General features: G+C 53.9%; 18 protein-coding genes and 1 riboswitch. Of the genes, 8 read left to right on the top strand and 10 right to left on the bottom strand.

The genetic code is table 11. From position 1 onward, the window contains the following. Positions 1 to 23: 23 nt before the first annotated feature. The 5 genes from parE to nudF all read right to left on the bottom strand — a co-directional run bounded on the left by parE (position 24) and on the right by nudF (position 4,564). A complete protein-coding gene (gene parE, locus EL098_RS02590) occupies positions 24 to 1,916 on the bottom strand; it encodes a DNA topoisomerase IV subunit B (RefSeq protein ID WP_126354524.1) in 1,893 nt (630 codons plus the stop codon). Between the two features lie 45 nt (positions 1,917 to 1,961). Continuing rightward, a complete protein-coding gene (gene yqiA / locus EL098_RS02585; protein ID WP_126354523.1) occupies positions 1,962 to 2,537 on the bottom strand; it encodes an esterase YqiA in 576 nt (191 codons plus the stop codon). Further along, positions 2,537 to 3,364, bottom strand: coding sequence for a 3',5'-cyclic-AMP phosphodiesterase (gene cpdA, locus EL098_RS02580; protein WP_126354522.1), 828 nt, complete (start codon positions 3,362 to 3,364; stop codon positions 2,537 to 2,539). The genes yqiA and cpdA overlap by 1 nt, the downstream gene beginning before the upstream one ends. 139 nt (positions 3,365 to 3,503) lie before the next feature. Next, complete coding sequence (locus tag EL098_RS02575; protein ID WP_126358338.1) at positions 3,504 to 3,929, bottom strand: DUF1249 family protein; 426 nt, start codon at positions 3,927 to 3,929, stop codon at positions 3,504 to 3,506. Between the two features lie 2 nt (positions 3,930 to 3,931). Continuing rightward, positions 3,932 to 4,564 (bottom strand): ADP-ribose diphosphatase, encoded by a 633-nt coding sequence (gene nudF / locus EL098_RS02570; protein WP_126354521.1) that lies wholly within the window; start codon positions 4,562 to 4,564, stop codon positions 3,932 to 3,934. Positions 4,565 to 4,776: 212 nt separating this feature from the next. Here nudF and tolC point away from each other — a divergent pair, with 212 nt between their 5' ends. From tolC to EL098_RS02555, 3 genes are all read left to right on the top strand, one after another. Beyond that, positions 4,777 to 6,261: an outer membrane channel protein TolC gene (gene tolC / locus EL098_RS02565; protein ID WP_126354520.1), complete on the top strand. Its 1,485-nt coding sequence runs from the start codon at positions 4,777 to 4,779 to the stop codon at positions 6,259 to 6,261. A 169-nt stretch (positions 6,262 to 6,430) separates the two neighbouring features. Next, positions 6,431 to 7,105 carry a DUF1190 family protein gene (locus tag EL098_RS02560; RefSeq protein WP_126354519.1) on the top strand — a complete coding sequence of 225 codons (675 nt, stop codon included), beginning with the start codon at positions 6,431 to 6,433 and terminating at the stop codon, positions 7,103 to 7,105. A gap of 6 nt (positions 7,106 to 7,111) precedes the next feature. Continuing rightward, positions 7,112 to 8,272 (top strand): glutathionylspermidine synthase family protein, encoded by a 1,161-nt coding sequence (locus EL098_RS02555; protein ID WP_126354518.1) that lies wholly within the window; start codon positions 7,112 to 7,114, stop codon positions 8,270 to 8,272. Positions 8,273 to 8,306: 34 nt separating this feature from the next. Here EL098_RS02555 and ygiD read toward each other — a convergent pair whose 3' ends face one another. Together ygiD and ribB are read right to left on the bottom strand one after the other, a co-directional pair. Beyond that, positions 8,307 to 9,095 (bottom strand): 4,5-DOPA-extradiol-dioxygenase, encoded by a 789-nt coding sequence (gene ygiD / locus EL098_RS02550; RefSeq protein ID WP_126354517.1) that lies wholly within the window; start codon positions 9,093 to 9,095, stop codon positions 8,307 to 8,309. A 167-nt stretch (positions 9,096 to 9,262) separates the two neighbouring features. After that, positions 9,263 to 9,916 carry a 3,4-dihydroxy-2-butanone-4-phosphate synthase gene (gene ribB, locus EL098_RS02545; RefSeq protein ID WP_126354516.1) on the bottom strand — a complete coding sequence of 218 codons (654 nt, stop codon included), beginning with the start codon at positions 9,914 to 9,916 and terminating at the stop codon, positions 9,263 to 9,265. A gap of 93 nt (positions 9,917 to 10,009) precedes the next feature. Then, positions 10,010 to 10,158: riboswitch (FMN riboswitch) on the bottom strand. Positions 10,159 to 10,280: 122 nt separating this feature from the next. Between ribB and ubiK the strand changes: the two genes are divergently transcribed. After that, the gene (gene ubiK / locus EL098_RS02540; protein ID WP_126354515.1) at positions 10,281 to 10,541 is read left to right on the top strand and encodes a ubiquinone biosynthesis accessory factor UbiK; all 261 of its coding nucleotides are present in this window, start codon (positions 10,281 to 10,283) and stop codon (positions 10,539 to 10,541) included. A gap of 121 nt (positions 10,542 to 10,662) precedes the next feature. Here the strand turns inward: ubiK and tsr are convergent, their stop codons facing one another. Next, complete coding sequence (gene tsr, locus EL098_RS02535) at positions 10,663 to 12,327, bottom strand: methyl-accepting chemotaxis protein (protein WP_126354514.1); 1,665 nt, start codon at positions 12,325 to 12,327, stop codon at positions 10,663 to 10,665. A 213-nt stretch (positions 12,328 to 12,540) separates the two neighbouring features. On the opposite strand from tsr, the gene fimW reads away from it, so the two are divergent. From fimW to fimZ, 4 genes are all read left to right on the top strand, one after another. Continuing rightward, positions 12,541 to 13,143, top strand: a complete 603-nt coding sequence (fimW, locus tag EL098_RS02530) for a fimbria biosynthesis transcriptional regulator FimW (protein ID WP_126354513.1) — start codon at positions 12,541 to 12,543, stop codon at positions 13,141 to 13,143. A 253-nt stretch (positions 13,144 to 13,396) separates the two neighbouring features. Continuing rightward, on the top strand, positions 13,397 to 14,104 hold the full coding sequence (locus EL098_RS02525) for an EAL domain-containing protein (RefSeq protein WP_126354512.1): 708 nt from the start codon (positions 13,397 to 13,399) through the stop codon (positions 14,102 to 14,104). A gap of 20 nt (positions 14,105 to 14,124) precedes the next feature. Beyond that, complete coding sequence (locus EL098_RS02520; RefSeq protein WP_232012298.1) at positions 14,125 to 14,853, top strand: DNA-binding response regulator; 729 nt, start codon at positions 14,125 to 14,127, stop codon at positions 14,851 to 14,853. 564 nt (positions 14,854 to 15,417) lie between these two features. After that, positions 15,418 to 16,050, top strand: coding sequence for a fimbria biosynthesis transcriptional regulator FimZ (gene fimZ / locus EL098_RS02515; protein WP_126354510.1), 633 nt, complete (start codon positions 15,418 to 15,420; stop codon positions 16,048 to 16,050). Between the two features lie 77 nt (positions 16,051 to 16,127). On the opposite strand, the gene sfmF is transcribed toward fimZ, so the two are convergent. Further along, a complete protein-coding gene (gene sfmF / locus EL098_RS02510) occupies positions 16,128 to 16,649 on the bottom strand; it encodes a fimbria assembly protein (RefSeq protein WP_126354509.1) in 522 nt (173 codons plus the stop codon). A gap of 11 nt (positions 16,650 to 16,660) precedes the next feature. After that, a complete protein-coding gene (fimH, locus tag EL098_RS02505; RefSeq protein WP_126354508.1) occupies positions 16,661 to 17,665 on the bottom strand; it encodes a type 1 fimbria D-mannose specific adhesin FimH in 1,005 nt (334 codons plus the stop codon). Between the last annotated feature and the right edge of the window lie 25 nt (positions 17,666 to 17,690).

Below are 17,690 nucleotides of genomic sequence, written 5' to 3'. Positions count from 1 at the left end.
GCTGGCTCAACCAGGACAGAACGTTAGACTTCAATGTCTACCTTATCGCCTTTTTCCTGCAGCCAGTTACGGCGATCTTCTGAACGCTTCTTGGCCAGCAGCATATCCATCGTCGCCAGCGTTCGCTGATCGTCTTCATCGCTGATCGTCAGCTGCACAAGACGGCGGGTATTGGGATCAAGCGTGGTCTCACGCAGCTGAAGCGGGTTCATCTCACCCAGCCCTTTAAAGCGCTGCACGTTCGGCTTGCCTTTCTTGCGCTTAAGCTGCTCCAGCACGCCCGCTTTCTCTTCTTCATCCAGCGCGTAATAGACCTCTTTACCCAAATCTATGCGATAGAGCGGCGGCATGGCCACGTAGACATGGCCGCCTTTCACCAGCGACCGGAAGTGGCGCACAAAGAGCGCGCAAAGCAGCGTGGCAATGTGCAGCCCATCGGAGTCCGCATCCGCGAGGATACAGACTTTGCCGTAGCGCAGTTGGCTCAGATCTTCGCTGTCCGGATCGATACCGATGGCAACGGAGATATCGTGAACCTCCTGCGAGGCCAGCACTTCGTCAGAAGAAACTTCCCATGTATTCAGGATCTTGCCTTTCAGCGGCATGATCGCCTGATATTCACGATCGCGAGCCTGCTTCGCAGACCCGCCCGCCGAGTCCCCTTCTACAAGAAAGAGTTCGGTGCGGCTCAGATCCTGCGCCGTACAGTCTGCCAGCTTGCCAGGCAATGCCGGACCGCTGGTTAGCTTTTTACGCACAACCTTCTTCGCGGCGCGCATACGGCGCTGCGCGCTGGAGATAGCCAGCTCGGCCAGCTGCTCTGCCGCCTGCACGTTCTGGTTCAGCCACAGGCTGAAGGCATCTTTCACCACGCCGGAGACAAAGGCCGCGCACTGGCGCGAAGAGAGACGCTCTTTGGTCTGGCCGGCAAACTGCGGATCCTGCATTTTGACCGAAAGCACGTAGGCGCAGCGCTCCCAGATATCCTCCGCAGAGAGCTTCACGCCGCGCGGCAGAATATTGCGGTATTCGCAGAATTCACGCATCGCGTCGAGCAGCCCCTGACGCAGACCGTTGACGTGCGTGCCGCCCTGCATCGTTGGGATCAGGTTGACGTAGCTTTCCGTCAGCAGTTCGCCGCCTTCCGGCAGCCAGAGCAGCGCCCAGTCAACCGCTTCGGTATCGCCAGCGAAATTGCCGATAAACGGCGCTTCCGGCAGCGTAATCAGGCCATTCACCGCCTCACACAGATAATCGTTCAGGCCATCCTGATAGCACCAGCGCTGCTCGGTGTTATTCACCTTATCGGTAAAGGTAATTTCTACCCCAGGGCAGAGTACGGCCTTCGCTTTTAGCAGGTGGCTAAGGCGAGAAACGGAAAAACGCGGGCTGTCGAAGAAGCTTTCATCCGGCCAGAAGTGAACGCTGGTGCCGGTATTACGCTTGCCGCAGGTGCCAATCACTTCCAGATCCTGCACCTTCTCGCCGTTTTCAAAAGCGATGCTGTATACCTGAGCGTCGCGGCGGACGGTCACTTCAACGCGTTTGGAAAGGGCGTTAACGACAGAGATCCCTACGCCGTGCAGGCCGCCGGAGAACTGGTAGTTTTTATTGGAGAATTTACCGCCCGCGTGCAGACGACAAAGGATCAGCTCGATGGCCGGCACCTTCTCTTCGGAGTGGATATCAACAGGCATCCCGCGCCCGTCGTCAATGACCTCCAGAGACTGGTCGGCGTGCAGGATGACATCCACGCGTTTGGCGTGGCCCGCCAGCGCTTCATCCACGCTGTTATCAATGACTTCCTGCCCTAAATGGTTAGGACGAGTGGTGTCGGTGTACATCCCCGGGCGGCGGCGAACTGGCTCAAGCCCGGTGAGCACCTCTATATCATCGGCATTATAGGATTGCGTCATGGTTTATTCATTCAGATAGCGAAACAGGGAATCGGCCGTCAGGCCTCAGCGTAAGCCGAGGAAGTCGACAATCTGTGTGAAATAATCTTCGAAGCCGGTAAAGGCGTGATTGCCGCCGGGTACCACCGTCTGGCGGCAGAGCGCGTAGTAGGCTACGGCCTGGCGGTAATCAAGCACCTCATCGCCCGTTTGTTGCAGCAGCCAAATCAGGTCTGGCGCTTCCAGCGGGTCAATTTGCATGACTTTCAGATCGTAAATATGGCGTGACTCTAGCACATATTGCTGCCCGGTGTAGGGGTTCTCGTTCTTGCCGAGGTAATCCACCAGCAGCTCAAAGGGGCGAACGGCTGGGTTGACCACCACCGCAGGCAGCGTGAAGCACTGCGAAAGCCAGGTCGCGTAATACCCGCCCAAAGAAGAGCCGACGATACCCAGCGGCTCGCCGCCGCGCTCAAGCACCAGCGACTCCAGCAGCTCGGAGGCCTCTGCCGGATACGGCGGCAGCTGCGGCACAATCATGTCGATCTCCGGATGCTGCTGCGCCAGCCACGCCTTAAAGCCGGTGGCCTTCGCGGAAGCCGGGGAGCTGTTAAACCCGTGCAGATAGAGTAATGCCGGCATCAATAACCCTCAGAAGCCGTATCGGGGCTGAATTTACCGCTTTGTAGCCGGCAAACTTCGGTGGTCAGGCTGCCGTCAGGAAACAGATCCAGCCAGCGCCAGCCGGGCTCAATAGTGTCGAGCGTAAAGTTAGCGCAGTGCGGTTTGAACTGAACGCACGTTGAAGGCGTCGCCAGCATCCTGCGGCCGTTCCAGTCAAGATCCAGCTCCTGATGAATATGGCCGCAGAGCAGCGTTTTCACCTGCGGCCACGGTTTCAGCACCGCATCCAGTGCGGCAGCATTACGCAGGCTATGCTGATCCAGCCAGCTGCAGCCGGCAGGCAGAGGATGATGGTGAAGCAGGAGTAAGGTATGGCGTTCCGGGGCGGCGGCCAGCTGACGCTCGAGCCATTCGAGCTGGTAGTCGCTCAGCTCACCGTGAGGCACACCGAAGACCTGGCTGTCCAGCAGCAGAACCTGCCAGCGTTCCCCCAGGTAAACTCGCTTTGCCGGAGAGATACCCGCTTCCTGAAGGGCGCTGAACATTGCCGGCTGAAAATCATGGTTGCCGGGCAACCAGACACAAGGCGCAGAAAAGCTGGAGATGCCTTCAGCAAAGTGCTGATAAGCCTCCACGCTATGATCCTGAGCCAAATCCCCGGTAGCAACCAGTAAGTCACAGCTACGCTGTTCGGCGCGAATGGCGGCTAATACCGCCTGATAGCTCTTCCAGGTATTAATACCGAGCAGCGTTTCGTTCTTTCCCGCGAACAGATGGGTATCGGTAATTTGCAATATCCTGATTCGGCCCCCATCGGCCACAGGAAGGGTTAACAGGCTTTCCAAATGGTGTCCTTAGGTTTCCGCACGCTTACTCCTCACCCCACTTTAGCTACCGCTGGTTGGGCTGCCACTCGGATGAGTCAGGGTATCAATACCATCCATTATTCAGGGCGTTGTGCCGTTAGCCGTCCTGGTCCCAAAGCTAGTTATAAACCGGAATCGCCATTGCTCCGTGCGCTAAGCAGTAGCGCAGCCAATCAGCAAGAAACTGGTTAATTTGATGCTTTTCGTCGCGCTGATGCAACTTTTTATTCGGGTAATCATAACGTGCTTTAAAGCGAAAGATCTGCTGGCTTGAACACACTTCCGCCACCATCGCATCGTGATACAGCCTGACCGACATAGAAGGCAGGCTCCAGTAGCTTACCGTAGGATGCGTTTGTTCGATCGCCACAAGGGTTGTGTAACGCGTTGATTCCGATATGGTTAAGCGATATCTGGCGCTATTCACCTGATACGTTACCGTTTCACCCGCCGCGTCATTTTGCGGCAACAGGCGGCGCAGTTGGGCGAAGTTGGTCTCGCATAAACGCATCATTTCCGGGAAGTCAGGGGTATAGCGCTTCATCATTAATCATTCCACTCTCTTCTCAATTGCTCATAATGCAGCTGCAGCCATTGCAAAGCGATGACCGACGCTGCGTTGTCGATGCTCCCCTCTTCTACATACTGGTAAGCCTGCTCCCGGCTGACCACATGAACACGAATATCTTCGTTTTCTTCCTCCAGACCATGAATCCCCCTGGCCTGGGTGGCGTCCACTTCGCCGACCAGGATAGACAGTCTTTCGCTGGTGCCGCCGGGGCTAGCTAAATAGCTCAGCACCGGCCTGGTGCGGCCAACAACAAGACCTGCTTCCTCTACCGCTTCACGACGCGCAACATCTTCTACACTCTCGCCCTCTTCAATCATGCCGGCGACCATTTCCAGCAGCCATGGCGTTTCACTGCTGTCCAGGGCGGCGATGCGAATCTGCTCGACCAGCACCACTTCATCGCGCACAGGGTCATAGGGTAGCAGCACCGCAGCATGACCGCGCTCAAAAATTTCTCGCTTCACCTCGCCGCTCATTTCACCGTTGAAGAGCCGATGGCGAAAGCGATAAAGCTCAAGCGAAAAAAAGCCGCGATAAAGCGTTTCACGTGCAATAATTTCTACATCCTTTTTGGCGAAAGTAGCCACTTGCTTTGCTGCCTTTTTCATAGATGATGTCCTGATGACAAATGGGCGCTGGCGGGGGGATTTCAACCCCTCATACCTGCCCTTTCAATTTTGATGTGGTAGATTGGTGAAAATTAAGGTAGATGGCACTTTACGCCAACCTGCCCGGCTGGCGGAATCTGTAGAATTGGCCATCATTTTTGACTCCTGTCAGCGTTAAACAAAATAATTCTGCTTCACAACAAGGAATGCAAATGAAGAAACTGCTCCCCATTCTTATCGGTCTGAGCCTGGCAGGTTTCAGCGCCATGAGCCAGGCAGAAAATCTGCTGCAGGTTTATCAACAGGCCCGCACCAGCAACCCGGACCTGCGTAAATCCGCTGCTGACCGTGACGCCGCATTCGAAAAAATTAATGAAGCACGCAGTCCTTTACTGCCGCAGCTGGGCCTCGGCGCAGATTACACCTACGGCAGTGGTTTTCGCGATCAGCATGGGGTGAATTCCAATGCGACCAGCGCCACCTTACAGCTGACGCAAACTATCTTCGATATGTCGAAATGGCGTGCGCTTAGCCTGCAGGAAAAAACGGCAGGTATTCAGGACGTCACTTTCCAGACCGATCAGCAGGCGCTGATCCTGAACACCGCGACGGCCTATTTTAACGTGTTGAGCGCAATTGACGCACTCTCCTACACCGAAGCGCAGAAACAGGCCATCTACCGCCAGTTGGATCAAACTACTCAGCGTTTTAACGTAGGCCTGGTCGCTATTACCGACGTACAGAACGCCCGTGCCCAGTACGACACCGTGCTGGCAAACGAAGTCACCGCCCGAAATAACCTGGATAACGCGGTTGAGTCGCTGCGTCAGGTGACCGGTAACGACTATCTGAATCTGGCTTCTCTGAACGTTGATGGCTTCAAAACCACCAAACCCGATGCGGTCAACAGCCTGCTGAAAGAGGCTGAAAAGCGTAACCTGAGCCTGCTGCAGGCCCGCCTGAGCCAGGATCTGGCCCGCGAGCAGATCCGTCTGGCAGAAGATGGTCACCTGCCGACCCTGAGCCTGAACGCCTCCAGCGGCGTATCTAATACCAACTTCAACGGGTCGAAAACCAGCGATAATCCGCAATACGGCAACAGCTACAAGGGCCAGAACCAGGTTGGCCTGAGCTTCTCCCTGCCGCTGTACCAGGGCGGCCAGGTGAACTCACAGGTTAAACAAGCTCAGTACAACTTTGTGGGCGCCAGCGAGCAGCTGGAAAGCGCGCATCGCAGCGTTGTGCAGACCGTACGCTCTTCCTTCAACAACGTGAATGCGTCCATCAGCACCATCAACGCCTACAAACAGGCCGTTGTGTCTGCGCAAAGCTCTCTGGATGCCATGGAAGCCGGCTACTCCGTCGGGACCCGTACCATCGTTGATGTCCTGGATGCCACCACCACGCTGTATAACGCCAAGCAGCAGCTCTCCAGCGCGCGTTATAACTACCTGATCAACCAGCTGAACATCAAATCAGCGCTGGGGACGTTAAACGAGCAGGATCTGCAGATTCTGAATAGCACCCTCGGTAAACCAGTTTCAACTTCAGCCGACAGCGTTGCGCCAGAAACGCCGGATCAGGACGCGCGCGCAGACGGTTATAATACAACGCCTGCCACAGCCTCCGCTAAACCGGTGCATGCGGCTCCGGCAGCGGCCACCAGCGGTAAAAAAGCGAACCCATTCGCGAATTAACCGCCGGAATACCGAAGAGAGGGGCGTGTTTTCACGCCTCTTTTTTTTCATCTCACATTTGAACGTAAGGCAACGTAAAGATCCCCTGCCAACTGGCCGACATCGCTTCATTTTCAACCGCTCATCCCCTATCCTTAGCACCAAACCTACTGGGCTCAGGACTGATTACATGAAACGGACAAAAAATATAAATCATTCATCGTTCCGCAAAAGCTGGAACGCTCGCCATTTAACGCCGGTGGCGTTGGCCGTCACCGCCGTCTTTATGCTCGCCGGCTGTGAACAAAACGACGAAACCGTCTCAATGTACCAAAACGCGGATGACTGCTCGCAGGCAAACCCGAGCAAAAGCGCGGAATGCACCACCGCCTACAACAACGCGCTGAAAGAAGCCGAGCGCACCGCACCCAAATATGCTTCGCGCGAAGCCTGCGTGGCCGAGTTTGGCGAAGGCCAGTGCCAGCAGGCTCCGGCTCAGGCAAGCCTTGCCGGTGAAAGCCAGGCTCAGGCTCAACCACAGCAAAGCGGTAGCTTCTGGATGCCGCTGATGGCGGGCTACATGATGGGCCGCCTGATGGGCGGCGGCGCGGGCTTTGCTCAGCAGCCGCTGTTCACCTCAAAAAATCCGGCCAGCCCGGCCTACGGCAAATACGCCGATGCCAGCGGTAAGAGCTACGGCGCGGCCACGCCGGGTCGTACGACCACCGTGCCGAAAAGCGCCATGGCGCCGAAACCAGCAACGACCTCTACGGTGACTCGCGGCGGCTTTGGTGAGTCGGTAGCCAAACAGTCTTCCATGCAGCGCAGCAGCGCCTCCGGCACCAGCCGTTCGATGGGCGGTTGATACATTATGGAAAGAGTTTCTATTGTCGAGCGTCCGGACTGGCGTGAAAAAGCCACCGAATACGGCTTTAACTTCCACACAATGTACGGCGAGCCGTACTGGTGCGAAGATGCCTATTACAGGCTAACGCTGGCGCAGGTTGAACGCCTGGAAGAGGTGACCGCCGAGCTTCATCAGATGTGTCTGCAGGTCGTGGAAAAGGTGGTCGCCAGCGATGAGCTGATGGCCCGCTTCCGCATTCCGAAGCACACCTGGGAGTTCGTGCGTCAGTCCTGGCACACCCGGCAGCCGTCGCTTTACTCACGCCTGGACCTGGCATGGGACGGCGTGGGTGAGCCTAAGCTGCTGGAAAACAATGCCGACACGCCAACCTCGCTGTACGAAGCCGCCTTCTTCCAGTGGATTTGGCTTGAGGATCAGATTGCTGCAGGCAAGCTGCCTGAAGGTGCCGATCAGTTCAACAGCCTGCAGGAAAAGCTCATTGAGCGCTTTGCCGAGCTAAAACAGCAGCACGGCTTTAACCTGCTGCATTTCGCCTGCTGTCAGGATACGGTGGAGGACCGCGGAACGGTTCAATATCTGCAGGACTGCGCAGCAGAATCAGACGTCGCCAGCGAATTCCTCTTTATTGAGGAGATTGGTCTTGGCGAGAAAGGGCAGTTTACCGATCTGCAGGATCAGGTTATCAGCAACCTGTTCAAGCTCTATCCCTGGGAGCATATGCTGCGCGAAATGTTCTCCACCAAGCTGGAGGACGCGGGCGTACGCTGGCTGGAACCGGCGTGGAAGAGCATTATTTCCAACAAGGCCCTGCTGCCGCTGCTGTGGGAGATGTTCCCGGATCACCCTAACCTTCTGCCGGCTTATTTCGCCGAAGACAACTTCCCGCCGATGGAAAAATACGTCGTGAAGCCTATCTTCTCCCGCGAAGGCGCCAATGTGAAAATCATTGAGAATGGTCAGGAGATCGCGCGCGTTGACGGCCCCTACGGCGAAGAAGGCATGATCGTCCAGCAGTTCTGGCAGCTGCCTAAATTCGGCGACAGCTATACGCTGATTGGCAGCTGGCTTATCAACGATCAACCTGCCGGGATCGGCATTCGTGAAGATCGCGAGCTTATTACTCAGGATCTTTCCCGCTTCTACCCGCACATTTTCGTTGAATAAGCATTAAGAAGGCGCCCGATGGGCGCTTTCTTATTTATCCCACCACGACGGACAGCATGCTCAGCGATCCCATCTCGATCCCGTCCACCGCAATGGTCACCGGCTCTTTACCGTCCCACGATCCCAGAACATAAAGCAGCGGCAGGAAGTGTTCCGCCGTCGGGTTCGACAGCGAACCGCCTTCGTGATCGAGATAGTTCACCAGCGGGTGCTGCTCCGCAGGGCCCTGCCAGGTCAGGTTAGCTTTTACGTACTCGTTAAACGACTCGGCCCACGGGTACGGCGTATTTTCGCCGTGCCAGCGTGCGGTACGCAGGTTATGCACCACGTTGCCGCTCGCCACCAGCATGATGCCCTGGTCACGAAGCGCGGCCAGTTTTCGCCCCATCTCCAAGTGCCAGGCCGCCGGTTTGGTACTGTCGATACTCAACTGCACCATCGGGATATCCGCCTCCGGGTACATCTTGATGAGTACGCCCCACGAGCCGTGGTCAAAGCCCCAGGCTTCTTTATCCAGCGCAACCGGTACCGGAGCCAGAAGATCGACCAGCTGCTGCGCCAGCTCGGGCGAACCGGGAGCCGGATAATGCGTGTCATACAGCGCCTGCGGGAATCCACCAAAGTCATGAATGGTCTTTGGGGCTTCCATCGCCGTCACGCCCGTACCCCGAGTGAACCAATGGGCAGACACCACCACAATTGCTTTTGGCCGCGGCAGCGTTTCGCCAAGCTGCGCCCATGCACGGGTATAGCGGTTATCTTCCAGCACGTTCATCGGGCTACCGTGACCCAGGAACAGCGCGGGCATACGTTGAGTTGTCATGAGGGTGTCCTTAAATGGCTAAGCTTTAATGAACACAGATTACGCCCAATTTTTAGGGGAAGAACTCAGATAAGCATGATGATGATCATCAGAAATTTTGAACAGGCGAAAAAAGGTGGGGCGGGGTGTAAAGCAAAGCCCGATCGCGCTGACCGGGCTTTATTTTTTTAGCTGGCTTTGCGCGCTTGCGCCTGGCGATATTCCACCAGGTCTTCAATGGTCACAACGGCCATATTATGTTTGCGGGCAAACTCGATGCACTCCGGCGCACGCGCCATGGTGCCGTCGTCATTGGTCAGTTCACACAGGACGCCCGCAGGTTTGAAACCGGCCAGCGAAACCAGGTCGATAGTCGCTTCAGTGTGGCCGCCGCGGGTTAACACGCCACCCGGCTGCGCGCGCAGCGGGAACACGTGGCCTGGGCGGTGCAGGTCGCTCGGCTTAGCGCCGTCGGCAATGGCCGCCCGTACCGTAGTCAGACGGTCGGCAGCGGAGACGCCGGTTGTTACGCCGTGCGCGGCCTCAATGGTCACGGTAAAGCCGGTGCCAAAAGCGCTGGTGTTGTTCTCGACCATCATTGGCAGCTCGAGCTGTTTACGACGTTCATCGGTCAGGCACAGGCAGACGATGCCGCTGCCGTGGCGAATGGTCAACGCCATTTGCTCAACGGTCATGGTTTCCGCCGGGAAGATCATATCGCCTTCGTTCTCACGATTTTCGTCGTCGAGAACCATGGCGCCACGGCCTTCGCGCAGCGCATCAAGAGCACGCTCAACGCGCTCAGTCGGGGTGCCAAATGCAGAAAGTAGCGTCTGATTCATGGTAAAAAAACCTCATTAAAATTATGGTTACCAGAATCAGGGCAGTCTTAGGAGCTAAAAAAATAACGCGGGCAGGCCGAAACCTGACGTGATCGTTACTCTCTCCCATCCGGACTTTAACCGTCGGCCCCGGAATTACACCGGATCTGCTGACCTTCAGGCAAAACCTGAAGCGCTCGCGGGCTTTCAGCGCAGGCTGATTTACCGCCGGTGGGGAGTTTCACCCCGCCCTGAGAATAAGCAGGTTCACTATAGCGCTAATCATTTTTGTGGGCAACGATTACGCAGGCAACATTTCCAGTTTATCCCCTGGCATTCAGGCATTACAATTAGCCTCATCACCCGCCAGATAATGGAAACCGCTATGATTGACCCGAAAAAAATTGAACAAATCGCCCGTCAGGTCCATGAGTCAATGCCGAAAGGGATTCGTGAGTTCGGGGATGATGTGGAGAAGAAGGTACGCCAGGTGCTGCAGTCTCAGCTTACCCGCCTCGATCTGGTTAGCCGCGAAGAGTTTGACGTGCAGACTCAGGTACTGCTGCGCACCCGCGAGAAGCTGGCTCTGCTGGAACAGCGCCTGACCGAGCTGGAAAACCGCGAAGCCCCTAAAGCCGCAGAGTAATCCCCCCGCCCCTCGTCTTAATGACAAGGGGCAGTCATTTTATAACGTGGGCGTCGAGTTTGCTGAGGCGAAATAAAACCACGGCAGCAAAGACCACCGTGGTTCATTTAACGACGTTAAATCAGAACGTTTCCCAGTTATCGTCAGGCGCGGCGGCCACAACTTTGCGCGGTACCGTCGTCGCCACAACCGCTTTCGGCCCAGCAGACTGCGCTTTTGCCTGGCGATCCTGCGCGATACGGAACACGGAAACGGACTGAGTGAGGCGGCTGGCCTGCTCTTCCAGCGCGGCGGCGGCGGCGGCGGACTCCTCAACCAGCGCGGCATTCTGCTGGGTCACCCGGTCCATCTCCGCAACGGCTAGCCCAACCTGATCGATACCCCGGCTTTGTTCGTCTGAAGCGGAGGCAATTTCCCCCATAATATCAGTCACGCGGGTTACAGCGTTGACGATCTCTCCCATGGTTTCCCCGGCGCTTTCAACCAGCGTCGAACCGGTATCGACCTTGCTGACCGAGTCTTCAATCAGGGTTTTTATCTCTTTTGCAGCCTGGGCGCTGCGCTGCGCCAGGTTACGCACTTCTCCGGCTACCACGGCAAAACCACGCCCCTGCTCACCCGCGCGAGCGGCTTCAACGGCGGCGTTCAAAGCCAGGATATTGGTCTGGAAGGCGATGCCGTCAATAACGCTGATGATGTCGGCAATTTTCTGCGAGCTTCCGGCAATTTCGCTCATGGTATGCACCACGTTGTCCACGACTTTGCCGCCGCGCTGTGCGGTTTCAGACGCGCTCAGCGCAAGCTGGCTGGCCTGACGAGCATTCTCGGCATTCTGCTTAACGGTAGCGGTGAGCTGTTCCATGCTCGCGGCAGTTTCCTCAAGCGAGGCCGCCTGCTGCTCGGTGCGGGAAGAGAGATCGTTATTCCCGATGGAGATTTCGCTGGCGCCGCTGTAAATCGCATTCGCGCCGTTACGAACTTCCCCCACGGTGACAACCAGCTCGTTTTGCATGTGGCGCAGGTTCTCGGCCAGCTGCCCCATCTCGTTGGTGCCTTCGACGTCAATTTTGCGCACCAGATCGCCGCTGGCAATATGGCGGATACTTTCAATCAGGCGGTTAAGCGGAGAGATAAGCGTCGTGCGGATCCCCTGCCAGACCACAAGAATCACCGCCAGCACCACAATCAGCACGCCGATGAGGATCCAGATAGCCATGCGGTAGGAGCTGTTGCTGCTGTCTACGGCCTCCTGATAGAGGTGGTCATTTTGCTGCAGGTAATTGACGTATTGCTTCTCGAAGCCGTCCTGATACCCCTGCGTCGGCTGGTCGAAGAATTCATTAATTTTTCCCGCTCCGAGCAGCTGAATCAGCTCCGCCAGCGCGCCGTGGTAAATGTCGTAGTTGCGCTTAATATCCTGCGCAGCCGCATCGTCCTGGCGCGGGTCGCGCGGTAGCGCTTCATAGGCCGCCCACTCGACCTCGGCCTGTTTCAGCGAGGTAGTGGCAATCGCCATCAGCTCTTCAACGGTCGAGCCGCTGCCAATTTTGTTGGCATCCATCATGTAGCGAATGCCCGCGCGGTTCAGGGTATTACGGGTCTGCAACAGGGCAACCCAGCTGCCGTTTAACGTTGACTGCTGCTGACGAATGGTTTGTAAAACGGTGAAATTTTCTTTGTCCTGCTTCAAAGCGTTAAAAAACAACCCACCGGACGCTATCTGCAAAACGCCAAACAGCCCCAGGACGACCAGTAAGCTTGTAACAATTTTTATACGGTTTAACATGGCTTCTCATTCCCTGTAAGACAAGTCTTAGTCATCGGCGTGACAGCAGAAAACTTTACCTAAAGCGTTTTTTTACCGTTTTTTCTGCTACTCCCAGGAAATGGCCTGGCAATAATTCATCCGCCACACCCGCGGGGTTAAGGCCTAACACATTCATAACCTGAGTTTTTTTCACTATCATTTTTTTAATAGTCAACCAGCCCGGAGGAAGGCATGCTTACCGTTGCTATCTGTGAAAAAAATAGCCACTTTGCCAATGGCATTAAAATTATTATCGAGCAGCTTTGCCAGCAGTTTAGCGAGACTTATCACTTCTTACCTTTGGCGCATAAGGACGTCGCCGACCTGGTTTTTTTTGCGCTCGAAGATAACTGGCCAACCGCCAACTGCTATAAAATCCCGCAAACGACGCGGCATCAACGCGTCATCCTGATCTGCAGAAAGCAGGATCAGGAGAACCTGATGTTTCGCCCTTGCCTGTATATGCTGCCGTCAATTTACCGTGAAGATGAAGTCGAGGATGTCAGGCTGAAACTGGCGCCCTGGATAGATCCGGAAAGGCGCAGGAAAAACGCGCTCCCGGTTCCTTCGTCTATTTGCCACTACTGCACAACCCGGCATTTCAACATGCAGGAGCGCGAACTGCTGAAGCTGATGGCCTCAGGCTATTCGCTGGTTGACGCCGCCTTCATTATGCATATTGATGAAAAGACAGCTCGGGATAAACGACTGTCGATTATGAAAAAACTTAAAATCAAGAACCAATATAAGCTCATGAATTATATAAAGCTCAATTTGCCATTTTTGTTAGATTGAAAGATTTGATTAAGCCTTTTCTTATTTCATCGGGGAATTTATCTTAATTATTAAAAAAACGCTCTATTCACATACCAGAGTTGAGAATTTTCGCATCCTGGAATAAGTCATCCCCGGTATTCACTCATTCCCGGCATTGAGAGAATACCGTTCAGAAAAATCTCCAATTTTGCTGAAAGCACACCACATCTTCCTCTCAGACCACTGATTATTCAGCAATTAAGCAATAGCTGTCACAATTAGCGACAAAATAATGATAAATATTTCAGCCGATAACAATTTATTATCTGATAACCAACATATATCCGCGTTCCACCTGGAACCGATAGTTAATTTATTTAGCGGACAAGTTATTAGCCACGAACTCCTCAGCCAGCTATCGCCCTCGCGCGATGCTGACGCTTTCTTTGCAAATCTTCCGGTTGACCACAGCATGGCGCTCTTTTGCCATCAGGTTAATCTGCTGAAGAGCCTGCAAAAAACCGGCAGATACTTTCTTAATCTTCCCTTTCTGGCGCTGATTCACGATCGGCTGTTCACGCGGTTGCTTGATGTTTGTGAATCATGGATAACAATTGAGATACAGGATGCACCACTCTTTGGCACGCTACCCAGACAGCATCAACTCTGTCTGTGCGAGCGAATTAAGCTATTACAGCAACAAGGGATATCGGTATGGCTTGATGACCTTACCGACGGCTGTATTGAAAGCTTCCACCACTGCGCCATTTACGTTGGTGGAGTAAAAATTGATAAGCAGGCATTCTGGAGGCTCAGCAAAAATCACCGGACGCTTCGGCAGCTGGTTGCACACTGCGCTGATATCTCACCTCACATTGTTATCGAAGGTATCGAAAACTCACATCATCTTGAGCTGGCCCGTCAATCGGGTGCCACACTCGGGCAAGGCTATTTATGGCCGCATAAACGCTGTGTGTTCACCGATACGTTATCGCTCTGAGGTGGCTTATGTGCGCTGCTATGAGGCGAAGTAAACACCGCCGGGGACGGGCGGATTATTTTCTCAACCCTTCCAGCTACAGCGCGCCGATTATTTTTGATCGACTTGAATATCTTCAGCAGCAATTGATTGGGGGACAAAAACCAAAGAAGCCCGATGCCATTCTGCTTTCTAACGATAGCTTTCTCAGCAATGCCATTACCGGCAGCCTGTTTCATCATCTGCACATTCCGGTCTACCCCTCGCTGGACGACGTTCTGGTGCCTCAGGCCGAATCCCCTGCCCGGCGTCTTATTATCGATCTCGACAGTCTGGAAACCCCCACGCTTGAAGTCCTTAAGAGCATCCGCCAGCAGGCCATCGCGACACCTCAGCATCAAATAACGCTGCTTAGCGCCCAGCGAAAGCCGGAGATTACGCGATTTATCCGCTATGCCGTCGACTGCCAGATGGTGGAACGTCGTCTGCCGCCCGAGGGGCTGAAGCTGGCTTTGAGCTGCCGCACGCCCGATTTGGTCGCACTTTACGGCACGCCTCGATTTTCCATCAGAGAATGGGCGATTTTGCTGGCATTAAGTCGAGGAGAGTCGCTGAAATCGATCGCCCTTTTTCTTGAGAAACCCTATCATCATGTTGTTTACCGCTTCAACGTTCTGTTGGCACGCCTGGCGCTCGACAATCGCAGTAAATTGCTGCATCTGCTTCATGAAATTTCTGTTGCGAACTCCGCCCTTTGCCGATCGAACTAAGCGACTGAGCAGTAAGATATTTTAAGAATTTACTTAAATATCATGTTTTCTTTGGGTTAAAAATATACAAAATAACAACAATTATAACTATTCCTGGACGCAAATTTTCCGCTATGACGCCATTCAGCATTTTTTGATCCAGAACAAATCTGTAACAATCAGAACTAAATGTCATTTTTTGCGCACTAAAAAGTCTTTCAGTCCAGCTTAACGCAGAATTTAAGCTGGTTAATTCAATTCTCGAAAAGGGCGATTAATTACACAGCATTTCGTATTAGCTCTGATTAATCTCAGAAACATCAGACTTTTCCCACAAAAACTGCGCTGTATAATCACCTCATCACATATTTATAATTGCCAGGGCATTTATAATGTTTAAATGTGGAGTTATTTAGGCAGCCATTCTTCCGTCATGAATAACGAATATTACAAGGGATAGTTTTTAATATTAACAAGGAGGTTCCCGCATAAAGACCGGCAACCGCCAACTCACTGTTTATCACTTTCGCTGCCATTGACGCTGTGTCAAAGCGATGTTTTCTTCAAACAATCGAGGCAAAAAAAATGAAACCGGCATCCGTAATCATTATGGACGAACACCCTATTGTCAGAATGTCGATAGAAGTTCTGCTCCAGAAGAATAAAGATATTAATGTTGTTTTAAAAACAGATGATGGTCGGGAAGTTATCGACTATATGCGAGCAAATCCGGTCGACCTGGTGATTCTTGACATAGAACTCCCCAACACCGATGGCTTCACATTACTTAAGAGAATCAAAAGCATACAGGAAAACACAAAGATACTTTTTCTGTCATCGAAATCAGAGTCTTTTTACGCCGGGCGCGCCATTCAGGCCGGGGCCAATGGATTTGTGAGTAAACGTAAGGAACAGGAAGATATTTTCAACGCGGTTGAGATGTTACTTTCAGGTTACTCCTTTTTTCCCTCGGAGACGCTGCACTTTATCAGCAACCATAAATCCCGACGGGGCACAATGGATGATATGCCGTTATCGAACCGTGAAGTCACGGTGCTGCGCTATCTGGCAAATGGATTGTCGAATAAAGAGATTGCCGAGCAGCTGTTGTTGAGTAACAAAACCATCAGCGCCCATAAAGCCAATATATTCTCTAAACTTGGACTGACTTCGATTGTCGAGCTGATTGATTATGCCAAGGTGCACGAACTGCTCTAAAGGACAACCGCGCACGGGAAGCGGAAATACCGGGAATGCTCCTCCCGGTAATTTTCTGGAACCATTAAGATATTTACTTAATTATAATTAATCAGGAATGTCGCATCCGCATTGGCCAGGCCGGCATCCGGGTTGTCCGCCGTGGCAATGTAGTTAGCCCAGAACCTCATCGTCACGTCACCGTTAGCATCAACCTGCATCTCTTTGCTGGCGTTATCCAGCAGCAGCCGTGTCTTGTCCTCGTCGAGAAGCTCAATCGCAACGTTCTTCGCCGTACTGGCCGTATTGAGCGCCAGCAGGCCGTCACCGTTGTTTTTACCGGTAAAGGTAATGGACGCCGTCCCGCTCGGCGGGCAGCCCGTTAGCTTGAGGTTGAAAGGCATTGCCTGCGTTGTGCTCCCGGCGGTGCGCAGCTGTTTGGTCGGCCAGGAGCCCATCTTCACGGTTTTGTTGTCGCTGCTAGTCTCCACCACACAGGTGTAATCCACAATATTCCCCCGCAGCTCAACGTTGATCTCTCCCAGCGGCGAATCCGCTTTCACGGCCGGATGGACTGCCGCCAAAGCCAGCATCAGTATGGTCAGGGATATTTTTTTCATGTTTGCTCCCCTCAATCGAAGTCAACACGCAGGTAGCCGCGGGCGGTAAATGGCCCCTCTTTCGGCTTCACTCCCGTGACGCTAACCGGCCAGGCGCGAATGCCCACTCTGGCTGAGGCGGCGTCATCCAGCTGGAAGTCAATCTTGCTGCCAAGGTTGTTTGGCGTCAGCGGTGTTCCGCTGGCGTTGGAGACAATAAAACCTAAATCGTTGTTGTCAGACACCATCATGTTGCCGCTGCTCTTCTCGGCTTCAAGACGCAGGGTGAGGTAAGCCTGCGCGTCAATATTGGTGCATTTGATGCCCATGGTTTTACTTTGCGGCGTCACGCTTTGCGGGCGATTACCAGCCCCGGCCTGGCTGAACAGCGATGCGCCGATGCTGCCGAAGTCGAACTCAACGACCTGGCCCGCATTGATCTCACAGGTCTGCGGCACCTCAACTTTGCCGCTGTAGCTGATGGTGTAAACCGGCGTGCTTAAAGGGTCCGAACTGCGCGTGGTGACATAGACGCGGAACATGGTCTGTTTCGGGATCGGCACCATGTTAATAAAACGACGGGTCACCTTCAGGCGGAAAACCAGGCGTGAGTCGTTCACGGGGAAAGGTTTTACCTTCGGCACATTAGGATGTTTACCCATCTGAATGTAGTTATGCGGCGGGTAGAAAGTGCCGGCAAAGCTGTCGGTAATTTGCATCGCCCCGTTAAGATAGTCATTGATCTTCAGGTACTGGAAGCTACCCACGGTCTCCTCCACCGGCAGATCTGTGACGTAGCTTCGCATCGTGGTGTCACCTTTGGTACCGGATGGACAGGTGGCGTTCACCCCTACCCACTGCGACTTTTCCGCCAGGGTAATGATTTGCCCGACGTTGTTATTGCTGCTGTTAAATTTGTCCGACAGATCGTAAGAGACGTCGGTGACGCTGCCGCTGGAGTTATAACAAACGGTCGCCGCAGCTGGCCCGGCACACACCAGCAGCAAAGCCGCGGTAATAGAGTTTTTCAGTTTCATCTTCATTTTCCTGAATCTTTCCGCA

It is taken from the genome of Cedecea lapagei (assembly GCF_900635955.1).
GTDB lineage: Bacteria > Pseudomonadota > Gammaproteobacteria > Enterobacterales > Enterobacteriaceae > Cedecea > Cedecea lapagei.
The sequence above is the reverse complement of the archived record's forward strand: the minus strand, read 5'-3'. Positions and strand labels throughout refer to the sequence as shown.

Coding starts and splice junctions, on each gene's coding strand:
- parE (WP_126354524.1), bottom strand. CDS start 1,916: ATGACGCAATCCTATAATGCCGATGATATAGAGGTGCTCACCGGGCTT.
- yqiA (WP_126354523.1), bottom strand. CDS start 2,537: ATGCCGGCATTACTCTATCTGCACGGGTTTAACAGCTCCCCGGCTTCC.
- EL098_RS02575 (WP_126358338.1), bottom strand. CDS start 3,929: ATGAAGCGCTATACCCCTGACTTCCCGGAAATGATGCGTTTATGCGAG.
- nudF (WP_126354521.1), bottom strand. CDS start 4,564: ATGAAAAAGGCAGCAAAGCAAGTGGCTACTTTCGCCAAAAAGGATGTA.
- tolC (WP_126354520.1), top strand. CDS start 4,777: ATGAAGAAACTGCTCCCCATTCTTATCGGTCTGAGCCTGGCAGGTTTC.
- EL098_RS02560 (WP_126354519.1), top strand. CDS start 6,431: ATGAAACGGACAAAAAATATAAATCATTCATCGTTCCGCAAAAGCTGG.
- EL098_RS02555 (WP_126354518.1), top strand. CDS start 7,112: ATGGAAAGAGTTTCTATTGTCGAGCGTCCGGACTGGCGTGAAAAAGCC.
- ygiD (WP_126354517.1), bottom strand. CDS start 9,095: ATGACAACTCAACGTATGCCCGCGCTGTTCCTGGGTCACGGTAGCCCG.
- ribB (WP_126354516.1), bottom strand. CDS start 9,916: ATGAATCAGACGCTACTTTCTGCATTTGGCACCCCGACTGAGCGCGTT.
- ubiK (WP_126354515.1), top strand. CDS start 10,281: ATGATTGACCCGAAAAAAATTGAACAAATCGCCCGTCAGGTCCATGAG.
- tsr (WP_126354514.1), bottom strand. CDS start 12,327: ATGTTAAACCGTATAAAAATTGTTACAAGCTTACTGGTCGTCCTGGGG.
- fimW (WP_126354513.1), top strand. CDS start 12,541: ATGCTTACCGTTGCTATCTGTGAAAAAAATAGCCACTTTGCCAATGGC.
- EL098_RS02525 (WP_126354512.1), top strand. CDS start 13,397: ATGATAAATATTTCAGCCGATAACAATTTATTATCTGATAACCAACAT.
- EL098_RS02520 (WP_232012298.1), top strand. CDS start 14,125: ATGAGGCGAAGTAAACACCGCCGGGGACGGGCGGATTATTTTCTCAAC.
- fimZ (WP_126354510.1), top strand. CDS start 15,418: ATGAAACCGGCATCCGTAATCATTATGGACGAACACCCTATTGTCAGA.
- sfmF (WP_126354509.1), bottom strand. CDS start 16,649: ATGAAAAAAATATCCCTGACCATACTGATGCTGGCTTTGGCGGCAGTC.
- fimH (WP_126354508.1), bottom strand. CDS start 17,665: ATGAAACTGAAAAACTCTATTACCGCGGCTTTGCTGCTGGTGTGTGCC.